15 protein-coding genes are annotated in these 20,222 nt (G+C 70.9%); 8 read left to right on the top strand and 7 right to left on the bottom strand.

The features are described 5' to 3' along the window. The first annotated feature begins 148 nt into the window (after positions 1 to 148). Positions 149 to 454: a ferredoxin gene (locus IE308_RS30030; protein WP_190220333.1), complete on the top strand. Its 306-nt coding sequence runs from the start codon at positions 149 to 151 to the stop codon at positions 452 to 454. A gap of 36 nt (positions 455 to 490) precedes the next feature. Here the strand turns inward: IE308_RS30030 and IE308_RS30025 are convergent, their stop codons facing one another. The 3 genes from IE308_RS30025 to IE308_RS30015 all read right to left on the bottom strand — a co-directional run bounded on the left by IE308_RS30025 (position 491) and on the right by IE308_RS30015 (position 3,796). Continuing rightward, positions 491 to 1,069, bottom strand: coding sequence for a hypothetical protein (locus IE308_RS30025; RefSeq protein WP_190220332.1), 579 nt, complete (start codon positions 1,067 to 1,069; stop codon positions 491 to 493). A 305-nt stretch (positions 1,070 to 1,374) separates the two neighbouring features. Then, positions 1,375 to 2,277: a tRNA (adenine-N1)-methyltransferase gene (locus IE308_RS30020; protein WP_110627054.1), complete on the bottom strand. Its 903-nt coding sequence runs from the start codon at positions 2,275 to 2,277 to the stop codon at positions 1,375 to 1,377. Between the two features lie 61 nt (positions 2,278 to 2,338). Then, positions 2,339 to 3,796, bottom strand: a complete 1,458-nt coding sequence (locus IE308_RS30015) for a site-2 protease family protein (protein WP_190220331.1) — start codon at positions 3,794 to 3,796, stop codon at positions 2,339 to 2,341. Positions 3,797 to 3,983: 187 nt separating this feature from the next. Here IE308_RS30015 and IE308_RS30010 point away from each other — a divergent pair, with 187 nt between their 5' ends. Both IE308_RS30010 and IE308_RS30005 read left to right on the top strand, forming a co-directional pair. Next, positions 3,984 to 4,949, top strand: a complete 966-nt coding sequence (locus tag IE308_RS30010) for a RecB family exonuclease (RefSeq protein ID WP_190220330.1) — start codon at positions 3,984 to 3,986, stop codon at positions 4,947 to 4,949. A 14-nt stretch (positions 4,950 to 4,963) separates the two neighbouring features. Continuing rightward, the gene (locus IE308_RS30005; RefSeq protein WP_110627057.1) at positions 4,964 to 5,635 is read left to right on the top strand and encodes a response regulator; all 672 of its coding nucleotides are present in this window, start codon (positions 4,964 to 4,966) and stop codon (positions 5,633 to 5,635) included. A 74-nt stretch (positions 5,636 to 5,709) separates the two neighbouring features. Here IE308_RS30005 and IE308_RS30000 read toward each other — a convergent pair whose 3' ends face one another. The 4 genes from IE308_RS30000 to metH all read right to left on the bottom strand — a co-directional run bounded on the left by IE308_RS30000 (position 5,710) and on the right by metH (position 13,974). Beyond that, positions 5,710 to 7,287: an ABC transporter substrate-binding protein gene (locus IE308_RS30000; protein WP_190220329.1), complete on the bottom strand. Its 1,578-nt coding sequence runs from the start codon at positions 7,285 to 7,287 to the stop codon at positions 5,710 to 5,712. A gap of 196 nt (positions 7,288 to 7,483) precedes the next feature. Next, positions 7,484 to 9,088 (bottom strand): ABC transporter substrate-binding protein, encoded by a 1,605-nt coding sequence (locus IE308_RS29995; protein WP_110627059.1) that lies wholly within the window; start codon positions 9,086 to 9,088, stop codon positions 7,484 to 7,486. A 460-nt stretch (positions 9,089 to 9,548) separates the two neighbouring features. Continuing rightward, positions 9,549 to 10,253 carry an HAD family hydrolase gene (locus tag IE308_RS29990; RefSeq protein ID WP_110627060.1) on the bottom strand — a complete coding sequence of 235 codons (705 nt, stop codon included), beginning with the start codon at positions 10,251 to 10,253 and terminating at the stop codon, positions 9,549 to 9,551. Positions 10,254 to 10,458: 205 nt separating this feature from the next. Continuing rightward, the gene (gene metH / locus IE308_RS29985; protein WP_190220328.1) at positions 10,459 to 13,974 is read right to left on the bottom strand and encodes a methionine synthase; all 3,516 of its coding nucleotides are present in this window, start codon (positions 13,972 to 13,974) and stop codon (positions 10,459 to 10,461) included. A 312-nt stretch (positions 13,975 to 14,286) separates the two neighbouring features. On the opposite strand from metH, the gene IE308_RS29980 reads away from it, so the two are divergent. The 5 genes from IE308_RS29980 (at position 14,287) to IE308_RS29960 (ending at position 20,193) form a co-directional block, all read left to right on the top strand. Then, positions 14,287 to 15,051: an IclR family transcriptional regulator gene (locus IE308_RS29980; protein WP_110627062.1), complete on the top strand. Its 765-nt coding sequence runs from the start codon at positions 14,287 to 14,289 to the stop codon at positions 15,049 to 15,051. Positions 15,052 to 15,389: 338 nt separating this feature from the next. After that, a complete protein-coding gene (locus IE308_RS29975) occupies positions 15,390 to 16,184 on the top strand; it encodes an MIP/aquaporin family protein (RefSeq protein ID WP_110627063.1) in 795 nt (264 codons plus the stop codon). Between the two features lie 83 nt (positions 16,185 to 16,267). Then, positions 16,268 to 17,806, top strand: coding sequence for a glycerol kinase GlpK (glpK, locus tag IE308_RS29970; protein WP_110627064.1), 1,539 nt, complete (start codon positions 16,268 to 16,270; stop codon positions 17,804 to 17,806). Positions 17,807 to 17,814: 8 nt separating this feature from the next. Next, complete coding sequence (locus IE308_RS29965) at positions 17,815 to 19,431, top strand: glycerol-3-phosphate dehydrogenase/oxidase (protein ID WP_190220327.1); 1,617 nt, start codon at positions 17,815 to 17,817, stop codon at positions 19,429 to 19,431. A gap of 201 nt (positions 19,432 to 19,632) precedes the next feature. Beyond that, positions 19,633 to 20,193, top strand: a complete 561-nt coding sequence (locus IE308_RS29960; RefSeq protein ID WP_190220326.1) for an SMI1/KNR4 family protein — start codon at positions 19,633 to 19,635, stop codon at positions 20,191 to 20,193. The last annotated feature ends 29 nt before the right edge of the window (positions 20,194 to 20,222 follow it).

The following is a 20,222-nucleotide window of genomic DNA, read 5'->3' as shown; positions in this document are numbered from 1 at the left end:
CGATCTTCACCCTTGCGCTCTCCCTCACGCCAGGGGAATACCCACCGAACATGATTGGAAAGCGGGCGGGGGTAGGGTCGAAGTGTTCAACACCCGTCAGAGCCTGCATCGTTCCCGGGCGGCTCGGCACTAAACAGCAGCAGGAGAGATGAGCGTGCAGCAGGAGGCCGGAACCGGCGGCGAGGCGCTGGAGGTCTGGATCGACCAGGATCTGTGTACCGGCGACGGGATCTGCGCGCAGTACGCGCCCGAGGTGTTCGAGCTGGACATCGACGGTCTGGCGTACGTCAAGGGCGCGGACGCGGAGCTGTTGCAGGCACCGGGTGCGACGACGCCGGTGCCGCTGCCGCTGCTGACGGACGTGGTGGACTCGGCGCGGGAGTGTCCGGGCGAGTGCATCCATGTGCGGCGGGTTTCGGACAGGGTCGAGGTGTACGGCCCGGACGCGGAGTGAGCGTTCCTCCACCCGCTGTGACGGTTGTCTGATTTCTCACACGGCGTGGGCGCCGGCGGGCGTGGAGCGGACGAACGCGCCGTCCTTCCACTGCCACTTCACGCTGTCCTTGGTGTCCGGGCAGCAGGCGGGCACGTCGTCGGTGGAGTAGCCGAGGAGGGTGGCGAGCACGGCTCCGTCGCGTACGGCGAGGTCGGTGACGGTGTTGCGGCTCTTGGGGTCGACCAGCGTGGCGACGACGCGGGGCCTGGCGGTGCCGGGGGCCTGGGTGAGGACGTAGACGCCGTCGGGCGGGGTGCCCATGGGGGCGTCACAGTGCACGACGGCGACGGTCTCGGGCCGGCCGTCGCCGTCCAGGTCGCCGGTGGCGGTCTTCTGCACGGCGGCCTGCACGGGGCCGCAGTCGAGCGGGAAGCCGACGCCCGCGGTGGTGGGCGGGGCGGCGGGGGCGGACTTGCCTTCGATGCCGGTGCCGGGGGTCTGGGCGGCCGTCGCCGTGTGCGGCTGGAGCAGCGAGGAGAGCGCGACGACGCCGGCGACGGCGGTCGCGGTGGCGAGCCAGTGGATGGGGCGGGCGTGCGTGTGGGCCAGTTCCGGGACGGCGGATTGCTGCACTAGGAGCGTCTCCTGAGGGCGGTGCCGGTGGGGGTGGCCAGCATGGTGCCACACGTCACAGTGCGGGGGAACGGCGGGGTGGGGGCCGAGTGGGCCGGGTTGCCCGGCTCCCGTGGGGCCGTGCTGCGGGTGGTAGCGGGTGGTGCCGTGGCGGATTCCGTACGACGGCTCCCTACGACAGCTCGGTACGACGGCTTCAATACGACGGCGCCGTGGCCGAGTTCCCCGGGTGTTCGGGAACTCGGCCACGGCGTCCGTACGTTGACGCGGCACCGGGCCGCCGCGGGGCGGCACCGGCGCGAGGGTCAGCGGCCCATGCCTCCGTCGGCGTTGGGGCCGGAGTAGTCCTCGCCGTAGGCGCCCTTGGCGGGGCGGCGGCGGCGCATGGGCGGCTCGACGCCGTCGGCGAGGCGGCGGGCGGTGAGGAGGAAGCCGGTGTGCCCGATCATGCGGTGGTCGGGGCGGACGGCCAGGCCCTCGATGTGCCAGTTGCGGATCATGGTCTCCCAGGCGGTCGGCTCGTTGAAGCAGCCGATCTCCCGGATGGACTCGACGGTCCGGGCGAGCTGGGTGGTGGTGGCCACGTAGCAGCAGACGATGCCGCCGGGGACGAGCGCCTTGGAGACGGCCTCCAGGCACTCCCAGGGGGCGAGCATGTCGAGGATGACGCGGTCGACGTCGGTGTCGCTCAGGTTGTCCTGGAGGTCGCCGACGGTGAGCTGCCAGGCGGGGTGCGGGCCGCCGAAGTAGCGCTCGACGTTCTGCCGGGCGATGTCGGCGAAGTCCTCGCGGCGCTCGTAGGAGTGCAGCATGCCCTGGTCGCCGATGGCGCGCAGCAGGAAGCTGCTGAGCGAGCCGGAGCCGACGCCGGCCTCGACGACGCGTGCGCCGGGGAAGATGTCGGCGAAGGCGAGGATCTGCCCCGCGTCCTTCGGGTAGACGACGGCTGCCCCGCGGGGCATGGACAGGACGTAGTCGGGGAGCAGGGGGCGCAGCGCGAGGTAGGCGACGTTCCCGGTGGTGCGGACAACGCTGCCCTCGGGAGCGCCGATCAGTTCGTCGTGCGGGAAGGAACCCTTGTGGGTGTGGAAGTTCTTCCCGGCCTCGAGCGTGAACGTGTAGTGGCGGCCCTTGGGGTCGGTCAGCTGAACCTGGTCCCCGACCTTGAAGGGCCCGCGCCTGCGGGCGGCACCGGTCGGTTCGGACATGTGAACAGACTACCGGGGTTTGCGGGGGCCGCCGACCACACCCGTCTCAGGAGAGCGGTGCTCAACTGGGGCGGGCCATCGCCTTGACGAAGGCGCGCTCGACGTCGGCGGCGGACAGGACGCCGTAGATCTCTCCGGTCTCCTCGACGACCAGGTACTCGGTGGCGGGGGTGGCGCGCAGGACCTCCAGCAGGGCCTCCCCCGCCAGCTCCGCGGAGACGCGCATGCCGTCGGTGATCTCCTGGGCGAGTCCGCTGACGGCGACCCAGGGGCGGCGGTGCTCGGGTACGCCGACGATGGCGGCCTCGCGGACCAGGGAGAGGGGTTCGCCGTCGGCGTCGACGACGACGAGGGCGCGGGCGCCGGCGTCGTTGGCGCGGCGCAGGGCCTCGGAGAGGGGGGTGTCGGTGTGGACGGGGACGGCGCGGCGGGTGAGGGTGCGGGCGCGCAGCTCGGGGAGGTGTTCGCGCAGGCGGGCGATGCGCAGGCTGTTGCCGGCTCCGGTCCAGATGATCGCGGCGAGGATGGCGGCGAGCAGGGCGTCGGTGACGGTGTCCATGCCGACGCTGTCCTCGGCGGTGGAGCCGAGGGCGCCGGACTGGGTGAGCAGGGGCAGGCCGATCAGCACGGCGACGGCGAGGGCGCGGCCGACCCAGGCGGCGGCGATGGTGCCGCTCATGGGGCGGCCGGTGATCTTCCAGACGACGGCGCGGAGCATGCGGCCGCCGTCGAGCGGGAGGCCGGGCAGCAGGTTGAAGGCGGCGACGATCAGGTTGGAGATCATCAGGCCGGCGAGCAGGACGCCGGGGACGGTGCCGGGTTCGACGGGCTGGAGGGCGAGGTAGAACAGGCCGGCCAGGACGAGGGAGAGCAGGGGGCCGACGAAGGCCAGCACGAACTCGCGTCCGGGGGTCTCGGCCTCCTTCTCGATCTCGGAGACGCCGCCGAAGAACTGCAGCTGGATGCGGCGGACGGGCAGTTTGAAGCGGATGGCGGCGACCGTGTGGGCCAGCTCGTGGACGAGGACGGAGGCGTAGAAGGCGACCGCGAAGAAGAGGGAGACGAGGTAGCGGGCGGCGCCGAGTTCGGGCAGCACCCGGTCGAGCTGGCCGCCGAAGACCCAGGTGATCAGAGCGGCGACGAGGAACCAGCTGGGCGCCACGTACACGGGGACGCCGAAGGGGCGGCCCATGAGCAGTCCGCCGCGCGGCTCGGGCGGGGGCTGCGGGGGGCGGGTGCCGCGGGCGCCGCCGGAGTGGGCGAGGGTGCGCTCGTGGCCGTCGGCCGGGTGCTCGTCCGTGGGGTCGCCGTAGGGGGCGGGGTGGGCGGGCCGGTGGCCGGTGCCGGCCTGGCTGGGGGCCTGCTCGGGGTGCGGGTGCGGCGGCTCGGCGGCCTCGGGGGCGCCTGGTGCGGAGGGCTCGGTCGCCTTGTCGGGGGCGGGCGGGTCGGGGGTGGTGTTCGGGTCGGCCGTCTCGTCGTCGTTCGACGGCGGCTGCGCGCTCCGGCCGCTCTCGTCCACGGTGTCCCCTCGTTCGAAGCGTCTTCCGCGTCCTGACGGGCGGAAGGGTCTGGGTCGATGGTATGCGGCCGTCGGGAGCCGTTCCGCCCCGGCACCCCCTGACTTCTACCCGTGTTGTGCCCGTTGTCGCCCGCCGCCGTACGGCGCGGCTGGGTGACTGTCAGTGGCGGGCCTTATGGTCTGTGGCATGGAGACGAGCAGCGAGGGGTCGGTGGAGGACGGCGGCGGCGTGCCCGTGCCGGTGTCGGTGCCGGAGGCGGCCGTGGTCGGGTCGGACGGGGCGCAGGCACCGCAGAGCGTGGTGATAGCGCCGTCCGGTCTGTCCCCCTCGCGCGCCGGTGACTTCATGCAGTGCCCGCTGCTGTACCGGTTCCGGGTGATCGACCGGCTGCCGGAGAAGCCGAGCGAGGCGGCGACGCGGGGCACGCTGGTGCACGCGGTGCTGGAGCGGCTCTTCGACGCGCCGGCTGCGGAGCGTACGGCGCCGCGGGCGAAGTCGCTGATCCCGGCGCAGTGGGACCGGCTGCGTGAGTCGCGCCCGGAGGTCGGCGAGCTGTTCGCCGACGATCCCGAGGGGGAGCGGCTGGCGCGCTGGCTCGCGGAGGCGGAGCAGCTCGTCGAGCGGTGGTTCACGCTGGAGGACCCGACCCGGCTGGAGCCCGCGGAGCGGGAGCTGTTCGTGGAGGCCGAGCTGGAGTCGGGGCTCAGGCTGCGCGGGATCATCGACCGGGTGGACGTGGCGCCGACCGGCGAGGTGCGGATCGTCGACTACAAGACGGGCAAGGCGCCCCGCCCGGAGTTCGCCGAGGGCGCGCTGTTCCAGATGAAGTTCTACGCGCTGGTCGTGTGGCGGCTGAAGGGCGTCGTGCCGCGGCGGCTGCAGCTGGTGTACCTGGGCAGCGGTGACGTGCTGACGTACGACCCGGTCCTCGCCGACCTGGAGCGGGTGGAGCGCAAGCTGCACGCGTTGTGGGAGGCGATCCAGCGGGCGACGGAGAGCGGGGACTGGCGGCCGCGGCCGACGAAGCTGTGCGGCTGGTGCGATCACCAGGCGCACTGCCCGGAGTTCGGCGGCACTCCCCCGCCCTATCCGCTGCCCGTGAGGGCGGCCGAGTCGGCCGGCGGTGAGCAGGGCAGAATGGGGCCGGACTAGCGAAGGAGACTTACGTGGCCATCCGCGTCCTACTGGTCGACGACCAGCCCCTGCTGCGTACGGGCTTCCGGATGATCCTGGAGGCGGAGCAGGACCTCGCGGTCGTCGGCGAGGCCGGAGACGGCCTCCAGGCCCTGGACCAGGTGCGGGCGTTGCAGCCCGATGTGGTGCTGATGGACATCCGTATGCCGCGGATGGACGGGGTGGAGGCGACCCGGCAGATCACCGGGCCGGGGCGGGACGGTCCGGCCAAGGTGCTGGTGCTGACCACCTTCGACCTGGACGAGTACGTGGTGGAGGCGCTGCGGGCGGGGGCCAGTGGCTTCCTGCTGAAGGACGCCCCGGCCCATGAGCTGGTGCAGGCGATCCGGGTGGTGGCCGCGGGCGAGGCGATGCTGGCGCCCAGCATCACGCGCCGGCTGCTGGACAAGTACGCGGGGCATCTGCCGTCCGGCGAGGAGCCCGTGCCGGACACGCTGCACACGCTCACCGACCGTGAGGTGGAGGTGCTGAAGCTGGTGGCGCGGGGCCTGTCGAACGCGGAGATCGCGGCGGACCTGTTCGTGAGCGAGACCACCGTCAAGACTCATGTGGGGCATGTGCTGACCAAGCTGGGGCTGCGGGACCGGGTGCAGGCCGCGGTGTACGCGTACGAGAGCGGGCTGGTGCGGCCGGGCGCGCAGTAGCGGGGTCGTACGACACCGTGAGGGGTGGTGCCTTCCGTGAGAGCGGAAGCCCCCACCCCTCGGTGCGTGGCGGGTCAGTCCTTCTTCAGTTCCCAGAAGCGGAACACGGTGGAGGCGTCGAGGCAGTTCTCCAGGCCGTAGACGTTGTCGCGGGCGACGGCGTACTGCTTGGCCTGCCACACGGGCAGGACGGGCAGGTCGTCGGCGACGATGTCCTGGAGGCGGCCGAACTCCTTCTCGGTGGCGGAGCGGTCGCTCTGCGCGGCCGTGGCCGGCAGCAGTGTGCCGGTGATGGCGCTGTTGGCGTAGTGGTTGCCGAGGACGTTGCCCTCGCCGAAGAACGGGGCGGTGAAGTTGTCGGCGTCGGGGTAGTCGGGGATCCAGCCCTTGACGTAGACCCCGTACTTGCCGGCCTCGATGTCCTTCTCGTACTGCTCGAACGGCACGGACTTGACGTCGGCGCGGAACAGGCCGCTGGCGTTGAGCTGGCCGGCGATGGCCTTCAACTCGGCGTCGGTGGCGGGGCCGTAGCGGGCCGGCGTGGACCACAGGGTGAGTTTCACCGGGGTGGTGATGCCGCCGCCGCTGAGGGCTTCGGCGGCCTTGTCCTTGGAGGGGCGGGCGCCGTAGGTGTCGAAGAAGGCCGTGTTGTGACCGGCGATGCCGGCCGGGATGATCGAGTACAGGGGACTGGCGGTGCCCTGGTAGACGTCCCTGATGAGGGCGTCGCGGTCGATCAGGTAGGCGATGGCCTTGCGGACGGCGAGCTTGCCGGCGACCGGGTCCTTCATGTTGAAGACCAGGTGCTGGACCTCGGCGCTGCTGCCCTCGACGACCTCGGCGCCGGTGCTGCCGTCGCCCTGGTCGAGGCCGGCGATGTCGGTCGCGGTGAGGCCGCGGTAGGCGATGTCGACGTCGCCGTCGAGGAGGGCCTGCTTGAGGCCGGTCTGGTCGCCGTGGAAGAACTTCAGGGTGACGCCGGAGTTCTCCGGCTTCGCGGTGCCCTGGTACTGGTCGTTGACGGAGAAGACGGCCTCGTCCTCGCTGAAGGAGTCCAGCTTGTAGGGGCCGGAGCCGACGGCCTCGCCGTCCTTGCGCAGCCCGTTCGCGTCGTACTGGCGGTGGTCGACGATGGAGCCGGCACCGGAGGCGATCTTGCTGGGGAAGGTGGCGTCGGGGACCTTCAGGCGGAAGACGACCGTCTTGCTGTCCGGCGTCTCGACCTTGCCGAGCGTGGGGAACATGATCGCCGGGCCGGCCGGGTCGTTGATCTTCAGCATGCGGTCGAAGGAGAACTTGACGTCCTCGGAGGTGAGGTCGTCACCGTTGCTGAACTTCAGGCCGTCCTTGAGCGTGCAGGTGTAGACGGTGGTGGAGGTGTCGAAGTCGCAGGCCCGGGCCGCTTCCGGCTGGGGTTCGGTGCCGCCCTTGGGGAAGCTGAGCAGCGACTGGAAGACGTTGTTGAACAACAGCCAGGACCCGGGGTCGTAGCCGGAGGCGGGGTCGGTGGCGAGGACGTCGTCGGACATCCCCATCACCACGGTGGAGCCGTTCCCCCCGGCGTTCCCGGTCTCCGTACCGCATCCGGTCAACAGGCCGGAGGCCAGCCCCGCCACGATCGGCAGGACCGGCCACTGGTTGCGCATGTTCACGTAGAGGTGCCTTGTCGTCGGTTCTCGTGTCCCGGGGCCGCCTTTTCCGGCCCCGGGGTTCGGCCCCGGAGATGGTCAGTGCCCGGGACCGGGCCCCGGAGACGGTCGAAGCCCCGGGGCTGGGCCCCGGGGCGCGGTCGACTGCCCCGGGGGGCACGCCCCGGACGGCGTCACGCGGTCCGGGGCGCGGCGGGCGTCAGCCGCTCACACCGCGGCCGAGCTCCCACAGCTGCAGCGTCGAGGTCGAGTTGAGCGCGTACGCGGTGCCCGTGATGTCCTCGCGGGCGGCGACGTACTGCTTGCCCTGCCACAGCGGCAGGATCGGCACGTCCTCGGCGACGATGTCCTGGATGTCCGTCAGGCTGGTGGCGGCGGCGAGCCGGTCGGCCTCCCGACGGGACTGCGGGATGAGGTGGTTGATGATCCGGCTGTTGGCGTAGGGCGACTTGAGGAAGTTGCCCTTGTCGAGGAAGGGCGCGAGGAAGTTGTCGGCGTCGGGGAAGTCGGGGAACCAGCCCATGCCCCAGACGTCGTAGGCGCCCTTGCGCTCGGCCGGGACGAAGGTGTCCCAGGCGTGGCCCTGGATGTCGGCGTCGAACAGGCCGCTGGCGTTGAGCTGCTGCTGGAGGAGCTCGAACTCCTTCTTCGTGGCGGCACCGTAGTGGTCGGTGGTGTAGTGCAGGGTCAGCTTCACCGGGGTGGAGATGCCGGCCCGGCTCAGCAGCGCCCTGGCCTTGGCGGCGCTGGGGTCGCCGTAGGTGTTGAAGAACGAGTTGGAGTGGCCGGTGATGGCGGCCGGGACCAGCGAGTACAGGGGCTGGGCCTGGGAGCCGTAGACCTTGGAGACCAGTTCGCTGCGGTTGACGAGCTGGGCGATGGCCTGGCGGACGGCCTTGTCCTTGACGGTCGGGGCGTCGGTGTTGAAGGCCAGGTAGCGGATCTCCAGGCCGGGCATGTCGATGAGGTCGATGTCGCCGCCCGTGCCGGTGGACAGCTTCTGGACCAGCTCCGGCGTCATGGTGCGGGACATCACGTCGATGTCCTTCTTCTCCAGCGCGGCGTCCATGGCGTCGGCGTCCGCGAAGGAGACCAGTTCGGCCTTGTCGTTGTTCACCGTGAGGGTCCCCTTGTAGTTGGGGTTCTTGGTGAACACGGCGCGCTTCATCTCGCTGCCGTCGGTCTCGGCCTTGAGGGTGTAGGGGCCGGAGCCGTCGACCTCGAAGCCGTCGCGCAGCTTGTCCTTGGCGTAGTGGTCGGAGCTGACGATGCCCGCGACGGGGGTGGACAGCTTGTACGGGAACGTGGCGTCGGCGGTCTTCAGGTGGAAGACGACGTCGCGCTCGCCCTGGGTCTCGACGGTGTCGATGGTGGACAGCAGCGAGGAGACACCGGAGTCCGCGTTGATGGCCAGGGCGCGGTCGATGGAGAACTTCACGTCGTTCGCGGTGACCGGGGTGCCGTCGGCGAACTTCAGGTCCGCGCGCAGCTTGCACGCGTAGCGCTCGTTGCCGCTGTCGGTGAAGGCGCAGCTCTCGGCCGCCTCGGGCACCGGCTCGCCCTCGCCCTTGGGCATGATCATCAGGGTCTGCACGGTCTGGCGCAGGATGTTCCAGGAGCCGACGTCGTAGGCGTAGGCCGGGTCCAGGGGCGCGGGCGCGTCCTTCGTAGCGGTGAACCGGTCCGTGGTGCCGACGACGATGGCGTCGCCTCCGCCGCTGCCGCTGTCGGACCCGCCACAGGCGGCGAGCACGGGTGCGAGCAGACCGGCCACGGCCGGCAGCACCAGAGTCTTGCGGTTCATGCTCGAGTTTCTCCAGAGCTGTTCGACTCCGTGTATCCGGCATGCAGGGGTGTCGCGGCGGATCACGGGGGTAAGGGCTGATGTTCTCGCGACGAGATTAGTCCGCGCCCGCAGGAGGGTTGGCAGCCACCGGAGTTGAGGGCCCATCACGGAGCGAAACCGGGTGTGGACAGTCCGAAAACCCGACACGGGAAGGATTCGTGCAGGGTTCCATCAATCGGGACACAAGGGCACGGCCGGATCCCGGTCAGAGGGGGTCGAAGCACACGGATCAGCGGGTGTCGACCCCGTGCCGCGTGGGGAACGTCACACGGGCAACGGGGTGGGCGACCCGGTCGAATTCGATCGCCGGGGCGGCGGGAATTTCCGCGGACGCCGTGCGCCGGTACACCTGTTCGCAGTTCGGTGGAATTCCCGGCTATCGGCGGAACACGCTGGGTGAACGGCTAGCGCATTTCCGTCATCGGACGGTTTCCGGCATCAGGCCGCGCAGAAATGTCAGGTCGACCTCTTCCAGGGAGGTCACCACGGTCCGCCGGGCGGCGGGCGCGATGGGGGCCACCGACGGTACGGCGACCACGTGGCAGCCGGCGGCCTCGGCGGCGGCGACCCCGGTGGCGGTGTCCTCGATGACGGCGCAGCGGGCCGGGTCCGCGCCCAGGCCGGAGGCGGCCAGCAGGTAGGGGTCGGGGTGCGGCTTGGTGCGGGATACCTCGTCGCCGGCGACGGTGAGGGAGAAGTGGTGGGCGCCGAGGCGGGTCAGGACGCGGTCGATGATGCGCCGGTGGGAGGCGGAGACCAGGGCGGTGGGGACGCGGTGCTCGCTCAGCTCGGCCAGCAGCCGGGCGGCTCCCGGCATCATCGGCAGGTCGCGGCCGATGCGGTCCTCGAAGCCCTCGTTGAGCAGGACGGTCAGCTCGTCCAGGGTGATGTCCGCGCCCGTGGCCTCGATGAGGAATCCGGCGCTGCGGGTCATGGGGCCGCCGACCACGACATGGCGCCAGGAGTCGTCGAGGGTGTGGCCGAGGGCGGCGAAGACCTCGACCTCGACGTCCCACCAGAACCCCTCGGTGTCCACCAGGGTTCCGTCCATGTCGAGGAGCACGGCCTGGAGTGCGGATCCTGCGGTCCTGCGTGTTCCCGGCGCGGGGACCGTACTGGTCATCCGTGGGCCTCCTTGAGGGACGATCAGGCCGGTTCCCTCCCCGGGAACCGGCCTGCGGTGGATCGACCAGTGTACGACTCGCGCGAACGAAATGCCTCGTTTGAAAGCCCTGGTCCCGGGCACACCTTCAAACCCGCCCGGTCACGCCGGGAGGGCCTGAGGTGTGCCCTCAGCGATGCCTTCGGCGACGCTCTCGACCTGCGTGTCAGCGGGCGTTGAAGTACTTGGCCTCGGGGTGGTGGATCACGATGGCGTCGGTGGACTGCTCGGGGTGGAGCTGGAACTCCTCCGACAGGTGGACGCCGATCCGCTCGGGCTGTAGCAGGTCGGCGATCTTCGCGCGGTCCTCCAGGTCGGGGCAGGCGCCGTAGCCGAGGGAGAAGCGGGCGCCCCGGTACTTCAGCTCGAACATGGCCTCGATCTCGTCCGGGTCCTCCCCGGCGAAGCCCAGCTCGGAGCGGACGCGGGCGTGCCAGTACTCGGCGAGGGCCTCGGCGAGCTGGACGGACAGGCCGTGCAGTTCGAGGTACTCGCGGTACGCGTTGGCCTCGAACAGCCGCGCGGTCTCCTCGCCGATCCGGGAGCCCACGGTGACCACCTGGAGGCCGACGACGTCGGTCTCGCCGGACTCCTCCGGGCGGAAGAAGTCAGCCAGGCAGAGCCGGCGGCCGCGGCGCTGGCGCGGGAAGGTGAAGCGGGTGCGCTCGTTGCCCGCCTCGTCCAGGATGATCAGGTCGTCGTCCTTGGAGACACAGGGGAAGTAGCCGTAGACGACGGCCGCCTCCAGCAGATTCTCCGTCTGCAGCCGGTCCAGCAGGCCGCGCAGCCGTGGCCGGCCCTCGCTCTCCACCAGCTCCTCGTACGTCGGGCCTTCGCCGGTGCGGGCCTGCTTCAGCCCCCACTGGCCCTTGAAGAGGGCGCCCTCGTCGAGCCAGGAGGCGTACTCCTTGAGCTGGATGCCCTTGATGACGCGGGTGCCGAAGAACGGCGGGGCGGGCACCGGGTTGTCGGTGGCCACGTCCGAGCGGACGTGCCCCTCCTCCGGCCGCTCCTCCACCACCGCCTGCGCGGTGGCCCGCACCCGGCGCTGCTTCAGCTCCGGCAGCACCGCGCCCGGCACGCCGCGCTTGACGCCGATCAGGGCGTCCATCAGCCGCAGCCCCTCGAAGGCGTCCCGGGCGTAGCGGACCTCGCCCTGGTAGATCTCGTGCAGGTCCTGCTCCACATACGCCCGGGTCAGCGCGGCACCGCCGAGGATGACCGGGTAGTCCGCGGCCAGACCCCGGGCGTTGAGCTCCTCCAGGTTCTCCTTCATGATCACGGTGGACTTCACCAGCAGCCCGGACATCCCGATCACATCGGCGTTGTGCTCCTGGGCGGCCTCCAGGATCGCCGAGACCGGCTGCTTGATGCCGAGGTTGACCACGTTGTAGCCGTTGTTGGACAGGATGATGTCGACCAGGTTCTTGCCGATGTCGTGGACGTCGCCGCGCACGGTGGCGAGCACGATGGTGCCCTTGCCGGCCTCGTCGGTCTTCTCCATGTGGGGTTCGAGATAGGCGACCGCGGTCTTCATCACCTCGGCCGACTGCAGCACGAACGGCAGCTGCATCTGGCCGGAGCCGAACAGCTCACCGACCACCTTCATGCCGTCCAGCAGCACCTCGTTGACGATCTCCAGCGCCGGACGCGCGGCGAGGGCCTCGTCCAGGTCGGCCTCCAGGCCGTTCTTCTCACCGTCGATGATGCGCCGCTTCAGGCGCTCCTCCAGCGGCAGCGCCGCCAGCTCCTCCGCCTTGGACGCCTTCAGCGACTTGGCGGTGGCACCCTCGAACAACTGCATCAGCTTCTGCAGCGGGTCATAGCCCTCACGGCGACGGTCGTAGATCAGATCGAGGGCGGTCTGCACCTGCTCCTCGTCGAACCGCGCGATCGGCAGGATCTTCGAGGCGTGCACGATCGCCGAATCCAGCCCCGCCTTCACACACTCGTCCAAGAAAACCGAGTTCAGCAGGATGCGGGCGGCCGGGTTCAGGCCGAAGGAGATGTTCGACAGACCCAGCGTGGTCTGCACGTTCGGATGCCGGCGCTTCAGCTCGCGGATGCCCTCGATCGTGGCGATACCGTCCTTGCGGGACTCCTCCTGACCCGTGCAGATCGTGAAGGTCAGGCAGTCGACGAGGATGTCCTCCTCCCGGATCCCCCAGTTCCCCGTCAGGTCCGCGATCAACCGCTCCGCGATCTCGACCTTCTTCTCCGCCGTGCGGGCCTGGCCCTCCTCGTCGATGGTCAGCGCGATCAACGCCGCCCCGTGCTCCCGGGCCAGCGCCGTCACCCGGGCGAAACGGGACTCCGGGCCGTCACCGTCCTCATAGTTCACCGAGTTGATCACCGCCCGGCCGCCCAGCTTCTCCAGCCCGGCCCGGATCACCTCCACCTCGGTGGAGTCCAGCACGACCGGCAGCGTCGAGGCGGTCGCGAACCGGCCGGCCAGCTCCTCCATGTCCGCCACACCGTCACGGCCCACGTAGTCCACGCACAGATCGAGCATGTGCGCGCCCTCACGGATCTGCTCCCGGGCCATCTCCACACAGTCGTCCCAGCGGCCCTCCAGCATCGCCTCACGGAACTTCTTCGACCCGTTCGCGTTGGTGCGCTCACCGATGGCCAGGTAGGAGGTGTCCTGACGGAACGGGACGCTCTGGTAGAGGGAGGCGGCGCCCGGCTCGGGGCGCGGGTCGCGCTCGGCCGGGGACTGCTCGCGCACGCGCTCCACGACCTGCCGCAGATGCTCGGGCGTGGTGCCGCAGCAACCGCCGACGAGGGAGAGGCCGTAGTCGCGGACGAAGTTCTCCTGCGCGTCGGCCAGCTCGGGCGCGGTGAGCGGGTAGTGGGCGCCGGCGGAGGTCAGGACCGGCAGGCCGGCGTTCGGCATACAGGACAGCGGGACGCGGGCGTGCCGGGCGAGGTAGCGCAGGTGCTCGCTCATCTCGGCGGGGCCGGTGGCGCAGTTCAGGCCGATCATGTCGATGCCGAGCGGCTCCAGCGCCGTCAGCGCGGCACCGATCTCCGAGCCGAGCAGCATCGTGCCCGTGGTCTCGACGGTGACGGAGACGATCAGCGGGACGTCGTATCCGGCGGTCTCCATGGCACGGCGGGCGGCGATGACCGAGGCCTTGGTCTGGAGCAGGTCCTGGGTGGTCTCCACCAGCAGGGCGTCGGCGCCGCCGGCGAGCAGGCCCTCGGCGTTGCGCTGATAGGCGTCGCGGATCGCGGCGAAGGTGGTGTGGCCGAGGGTAGGCAGCTTGGTGCCGGGGCCCATCGAGCCGAGCACCCAGCGCTGGCGGCCGTCCTGGGCGGCGAACTCGTCGGCCGTCTCGCGGGCGATGCGCGCGCCCGCCTCGGACAGCTCGTGGATGCGCTCGGCGATGTCGTACTCGCCGAGGGCGCTCAGGTTGGCGCCGAAGGTGTTGGTCTCCACGCAGTCGACACCGGCGTCGAAGTACGCCGCGTGGACCGAGCGGACGATGTCCGGGCGGGTGACGTTGAGGACCTCGTTGCAGCCCTCCAGCTGCTGGAAGTCCTCCAGCGTGGGCTCCTGCGCCTGGAGCATGGTGCCCATGGCGCCGTCGGCTACCACCACACGGGTGGCGAGCGCCTGACGGAGCGCGGACGCACGGGTCCGGCTGTCGACGGAAGGGGTCGGCGGCTGCGAGGCCATGAAGGGGCTCCCTTGAGGTGCGACGGCTGTCGGCTATGCGGCGTCCCGGAGAATGGCCCGGTAGGCGCACGGCGCCAGCGTAACCGGGAGTCGGCCCGGATGGGCAGGCCGTCCACGGGGCGGGACGCGCGCGTCGCGGCCCACGGCGCGTACTGTCCGCCGTTGGCCCTCAACTGTTCGGCCACGCATGAGGGAACACGTGTCGACCGACCATTAGCGGGGAGTCGGCATGGACCGGTAGTGTTCGACATTGCCGAACGACGGCAGCGAACGTCGGGGTGGACGGTCGAAGGGGACGGAGGCAGGACGGCGATGGCACGGAACATCCAGTCGCTCGAACGGGCGGCCGCGATGCTGCGGCTGCTCGCGGGCGGCGAGCGGCGGCTCGGCCTGTCGGACATCGCCTCGGCCCTGGGCCTGGCCAAGGGCACGGCCCACGGCATCCTGCGCACCCTCCAGCAGGAGGGCTTCGTGGAGCAGGACGAGGCCTCGGGCCGCTACCAGCTGGGCGCCGAGCTGCTGCGCCTGGGCACCACCTATCTGGATGTGCACGAGCTGCGGGCGCGCGCCCTGGTGTGGACCGACGACCTGGCCCGCTCCAGCGGGGAGAGCGTCTATCTGGGCGTCCTGCACCAGCAGGGCGTGCTGATCGTGCACCACGTCTTCCGCCCGGACGACAGCCGGCAGGTGCTGGAGATCGGGGCCATGCAGCCGCTGCACTCCACCGCGCTGGGCAAGGTGCTCTCCGCCTACGACCCGGTGGCCCACAGCGAGGCCCTGGAGGCCGATCGCAAGGCCTTCACCGACCGCACCGTGTGCGATCTGGAGGCCTTCGAGCACCTGCTCGACATCACGCGCGCGCGGGGCTGGGCGGCCGACGTGGAGGAGACCTGGGAGGGCGTGGCGTCCATCGCGGCGCCGATCCACGACCGGCGGCGCATGCCCGTGGGCGCGGTGGGCATCACCGGCGCCGTGGAGCGGGTGCGCCGGGACGGGGAGCTGCGGCCCGAGCTGGTCGCGGCCGTACGGGACTGCGCCCGCGCGGTCTCGCGGGATCTGGGCGCCGGGCGGTTCTGACCGCCGTACCCCCGAAGTGAGCACCGGAACGCCGTCGGCGTTCCGGCATTCGGCATACCCCCCGCCTGCGGACCCCCCGGCGGAGCGGGAGATCGACGAGTCCACCGATAACCCGCAGCGATCAATAACGATCGTGCATTCGATAACAGAACTCTTGACGCATGCCTGACGCCGAGACAAGACTCCCGTCCATCGGTCGGCATTGTCGAACATCTACCGGCAATACGCGCTAGAGTGTGACAACGCCAAGGGCCGGCATCGCTCTCACCCCCGAGGGCGCCAACCCCCGGTGGGACCCGGGGTTCGGCTTCCCTGGACGAAGGACAAAGGAGTCGCGGGTGTCCAGCTCCGACATCTTCATCGGCGAGACCATCGGTACCGCCATACTCATCCTGCTCGGCGGCGGCGTCTGCGCCGCCGTCACGCTGAAGGCCTCCAAGGCCCGCAACGCCGGCTGGCTCGCCATCACCTTCGGGTGGGGTTTCGCCGTGCTCACGGCGGTCTACACCTCGGCGCCGCTGTCCGGCGCCCACCTCAACCCGGCGGTCACCCTCGCACTCGCGATCAAGGACAACGACTGGAGTCACGTCGGCGTCTACTGGGCCGGCCAGCTCCTCGGCGCCATGATCGGCGCGGCGCTCGTGTGGGTCGCCTACTACGGCCAGTTCCACGCGCACCTCACCGACAAGGAGATCGTCGGCGGTCCGGGTGCGCAGGCCACGGCGGCCAAGGCCGTCGAGGCCCAGGAGAAGGGCGCCGGCCCGGTCCTGGGCGTCTTCTCCACCGGTCCGGAGATCCGGAACGTGGTGCAGAACCTCGCCACCGAGATCATCGGCACGATCGTGCTGGTGCTCGCGGTCCTCACGCAGGGCCTCAACGACAGCGGCAAGGGTCTCGGCACCCTCGGCGCCCTGATCACCGCGCTGGTGGTCGTCTCGATCGGTCTGTCCCTCGGCGGCCCGACCGGCTACGCGATCAACCCGGCCCGTGACCTCGGCCCGCGCCTCGTGCACACCCTGCTGCCGCTGCCCAACAAGGGCGGCTCCGACTGGGCCTACGCCTGGATCCCGGTGGTCGGTCCGCTGATCGGCGGCGCCATCGCGGCGGGCATCTACAACGTCGCCTTCGCGTGAACCCCCGCGTTCGCCCGAAGCAGCGGTAGACAGTCCCTCTCAGCACGGAACCTCACGGACCCCCAAAGGACCAGGAGCACACAGTGACCGACGCCCACACCGCCGGCCCGTTCATCGCCGCCATCGACCAGGGCACCACCTCCAGCCGCTGCATCGTCTTCGACCGGGACGGCCGGATCGTCTCCGTCGACCAGAAGGAGCACGAGCAGATCTTCCCCAAGCCGGGCTGGGTCGAGCACAACGCCACCGAGATCTGGACCAACGTCCAGGAAGTCGTCGCCGGAGCCATCGAGAAGGCCGGCATCACCCGCGACGACATCAAGGCCATCGGCATCACCAACCAGCGCGAGACCACCGTGCTGTGGGACAGGCACACCGGTGAGCCCGTCCACAACGCCATCGTCTGGCAGGACACCCGCACCGACGCCCTGTGCCGGGAGCTGGGCCGCAACGTCGGCCAGGACCGCTTCCGCCGCGAGACCGGCCTCCCGCTGGCCTCCTACTTCGCCGGCCCCAAGGCCCGCTGGCTGCTGGACAACGTCGAGGGCCTGCGCGAGCGCGCCGAGCGCGGCGACATCCTCTTCGGCACCATGGACACCTGGGTCATCTGGAACCTGACCGGCGGTGCCGACGGCGGCAAGCACGTCACGGACGTCACCAACGCCTCCCGCACCATGCTCATGAACCTGCACACGATGCAGTGGGACGACAAGATCGCCGAGTCCATCGGCGTGCCTCTGGCGATGCTGCCGGAGATCCGCTCCTCCGCCGAGGTCTACGGCGAGATCACCGGCGGCAAGCTCGGCGACCTGCTCGGCGGCATCCCCGTCGCCTCCGCGCTCGGCGACCAGCAGGCGGCGCTGTTCGGCCAGACCTGCTTCTCCGAGGGCGAGACCAAGTCGACGTACGGCACCGGCACCTTCATGGTGATGAACACCGGTGACAAGATCATCAACTCCTACAGCGGCCTGCTGACCACCGTCGGCTACAAGATCGGCGACCAGGACACGGTCTACGCCCTGGAGGGCTCGATCGCCGTCACCGGCTCGCTGGTGCAGTGGATGCGCGACCAGATGGGCCTGATCTCCACCGCCGCCGAGATCGAGACGCTCGCGCTCTCGGTGGAGGACAACGGCGGCGCCTACTTCGTGCCGGCCTTCTCCGGTCTGTTCGCCCCGTACTGGCGCTCCGACGCCCGCGGTGTGATCGCCGGCCTGACCCGGTACGTCACCAAGGCGCACCTCGCGCGCGCCGTCCTGGAGGCCACCGCCTGGCAGACGCGGGAGATCGCGGACGCCATGACCAAGGACTCGGGCGTCGAGCTGACCGCCCTGAAGGTCGACGGCGGCATGACCTCCAACAACCTGCTGATGCAGACGCTCGCCGACTTCGTGGACGCCCCTGTGGTGCGCCCCATGGTCGCCGAGACCACCTGCCTCGGCGCCGCCTACGCCGCCGGTCTCGCCGTCGGCTTCTGGAACAGCACCGACGACCTGCGCGCCAACTGGCGCAGGGCCGCCGAGTGGACCCCCCGCATGGACGCGGACACCCGCGCCCGTGAGTACAAGAACTGGCTCAAGGCCGTCGAGCGGACCATGGGCTGGCTCGAGGACGAGGAGTAAGAAACCCCATGACCACGCAGTCCACCCTGCAGTCCGTACCTGCCCTGGGGACGCGCCCGGCGTCCGGCTCGAACCCGAGCCGCGCCGAGACCCGGGAGCAGCTCTCCAAGGCGTCGTACGACCTTCTCGTCATCGGCGGCGGCATCCTGGGCATCTCGACGGCCTGGCACGCCGCGCAGTCCGGCCTCAGGGTGGCTCTGGTCGACGCCGGCGACTTCGCCGGCGCCACCTCCTCCGCCTCCTCCAAGCTGCTCCACGGCGGTCTGCGCTACCTGCAGACCGGCGCGGTGAAGCTGGTGGCGGAGAACCACTTCGAGCGCCGTGCGGTCTCCCGCCAGGTGGCCCCCCACCTGGCGAACCCGCTCACCTTCTACCTCCCGGTGTACAAGGGCGGGCCGCACGGCGCGGCGAAGCTCGGCGCGGGCGTCTTCGCCTACTCCGCGCTCTCCGCGTTCGGTGACGGCGTCGGCCACCTCCTCTCCCCCGCCAAGGCGGCGCAGGACGTGCCGGAGCTGCGCACCGAGAACCTCAAGGCCGTGGCCGTGTACGGCGACGACCAGATGAACGACGCGCGCATGGCGCTGATGACGGTCCGCGCGGCCGTCGACGCGGGCGCCGTCGTCCTCAACCACGCCGAGGTCACCGGCCTGCGCTTCACCAAGGGCCGGGTCACCGGCGCCGAGCTGCGCGACCGCGTGACCGGCGACGAGTTCGGCGTCGGCGCCCGGCTCGTGCTCAACGCGACCGGCCCCTGGGTCGATCACCTGCGCAAGATGGAGGACCCGGATGCGGCGCCGTCGATCCGTCTGTCGAAGGGCGCGCATCTGGTCCTGAAGCGGACCTCGCCGTGGAAGGCCGCGCTGGCCACCCCGATCGACAAGTACCGCATCACCTTCGCGCTGCCCTGGGAGGACATGCTCCTGCTGGGCACCACCGACGAGGAGTACGAGGGCGACCCCGCGGACGTCGCGGTCAACGACAAGGACATAGCCCAGATCCTCGACGAGGCCGCGTTCTCCATCCGCGACCAGCAGCTGAGCCGTGACCTGATCACCTACGCCTTCGCGGGCCTCAGGGTGCTGCCGGGCGGCCCGGGCGACACCGCCAAGGCCAAGCGGGAGACCGTGGTGACCGAGGGCCGGGGCGGGATGCTGTCCGTCGCGGGCGGCAAGTGGACGACCTTCCGGCACATCGGCCGTACGGTGATGAAGAAGCTGGAGTCGCTGCCGGGCCACCCGCTGGGCGAGGACTTCGAGCCGATCTCCTCGCTGCCGAAGAAGCTTCCGCTGCCGGGCGTCGCCAACCCGCGCGCGGTCGCCCACCGGCTGCTGGTCGACGGCCCGGCGCCCGGCCCGCGCATGGCCGCCGACACCGCCCGGCACCTGGCCACGCACTACGGTTCGCTCGCCTTCGACATCGCCCGCCTGGCCAACGACGACCCGGCGCTGGCCGAGCGCGTCCACCCGGACGCCCCGGAGATCTGGGCCCAGGTCGTCTGGGCCCGGGACCACGAGTGGGCCGAGACGCCGGACGACGTGCTGCGCCGCCGTACGACGCTGACGATCCGGGGTCTGGCCACGGACGAGGTCCGGGCGAAGGTCCAGGACGTGCTCGACAAGAAGTAACCACCGCAGGAACCGACCACGAGAAGCACCCGAACCAGGCGGTGCCGGCCCGTTCTCCCCTGACCCGGGCCGGCACCGCCGTGGGACGGCCCTCTCCGCACAGAGGGCCGGACCGGAAGGGGCGGCTCCCCGCGCCGACGGAGCCGCCCCTTCCGCATGCCCGGCCGGTCCGTTGTCAGTGCCGGCTGCTATCCATGAGGCATGAACAACGATCAGGCCGATCCGGCCGACCTCGCCTTTCTGCGCGAGGCGTTCGGAGTCGACGACGGGGGCGCCTCGGCTCTCGGCTGGGAGGCCGTGCGGGCCTTCGAGGCGGAGCACGGGATCGTCCTGCCCGAGCCGTACCGCACGTTCGTCGCGGAGATCACCGACGGCTCCCACCAGGGCCCGCCCGAGTACGGGCTGCTGGGCCTGGCCGAGCTGCCCTCCGACTGGGGCGGCAAGCCGGAGGCACGGGACCTGGCCCGGCCGTTCCCGCTGACGGAGCTGTGGCTCTGGGAGGAGGACGACGGGGGGCACGAGGACCCGGAGGCCGTCATCGACGCGGTGTACCACCACGGCTCGGTCGTGCTCGGCACCGACGGCTGCGCCATGGACTGGCATCTCGTCGTCACCGGACCGCACCGCGGCCACATATGGCAGGTCACCGACGTGGGCGCGCTGCCGTTCGGCGCGGAGTTCGGCGGTACGACGGCCGGGTCCGGGTTCGCCGGCTGGGTGCGGCACCGGGCGGCCGGCAAGGAGTGGTTCGACGCCGCGTGAGCGGTCCTCCCAGGGACCGTCGGTGGGCC

The organism is Streptomyces griseosporeus, from assembly GCF_014656055.1.
In the GTDB taxonomy this organism is placed as follows: domain Bacteria; phylum Actinomycetota; class Actinomycetes; order Streptomycetales; family Streptomycetaceae; genus Streptomyces; species Streptomyces griseosporeus.
The sequence above is the reverse complement of the archived record's forward strand: the minus strand, read 5'-3'. Positions and strand labels throughout refer to the sequence as shown.

Excerpts from the sequence above, each read along its gene's own strand:
- IE308_RS30030 (WP_190220333.1), top strand. The coding sequence starts at position 149 with ATGAGCGTGCAGCAGGAGGCCGGAACCGGCGGCGAGGCGCTGGAGGTC.
- IE308_RS30020 (WP_110627054.1), bottom strand. The coding sequence starts at position 2,277 with ATGTCCGAACCGACCGGTGCCGCCCGCAGGCGCGGGCCCTTCAAGGTC.
- IE308_RS30010 (WP_190220330.1), top strand. The coding sequence starts at position 3,984 with ATGGAGACGAGCAGCGAGGGGTCGGTGGAGGACGGCGGCGGCGTGCCC.
- IE308_RS29995 (WP_110627059.1), bottom strand. The coding sequence starts at position 9,088 with ATGAACCGCAAGACTCTGGTGCTGCCGGCCGTGGCCGGTCTGCTCGCA.
- IE308_RS29990 (WP_110627060.1), bottom strand. The coding sequence starts at position 10,253 with ATGACCAGTACGGTCCCCGCGCCGGGAACACGCAGGACCGCAGGATCC.
- metH (WP_190220328.1), bottom strand. The coding sequence starts at position 13,974 with ATGGCCTCGCAGCCGCCGACCCCTTCCGTCGACAGCCGGACCCGTGCG.
- IE308_RS29980 (WP_110627062.1), top strand. The coding sequence starts at position 14,287 with ATGGCACGGAACATCCAGTCGCTCGAACGGGCGGCCGCGATGCTGCGG.
- IE308_RS29965 (WP_190220327.1), top strand. The coding sequence starts at position 17,815 with ATGACCACGCAGTCCACCCTGCAGTCCGTACCTGCCCTGGGGACGCGC.
- IE308_RS29960 (WP_190220326.1), top strand. The coding sequence starts at position 19,633 with ATGAACAACGATCAGGCCGATCCGGCCGACCTCGCCTTTCTGCGCGAG.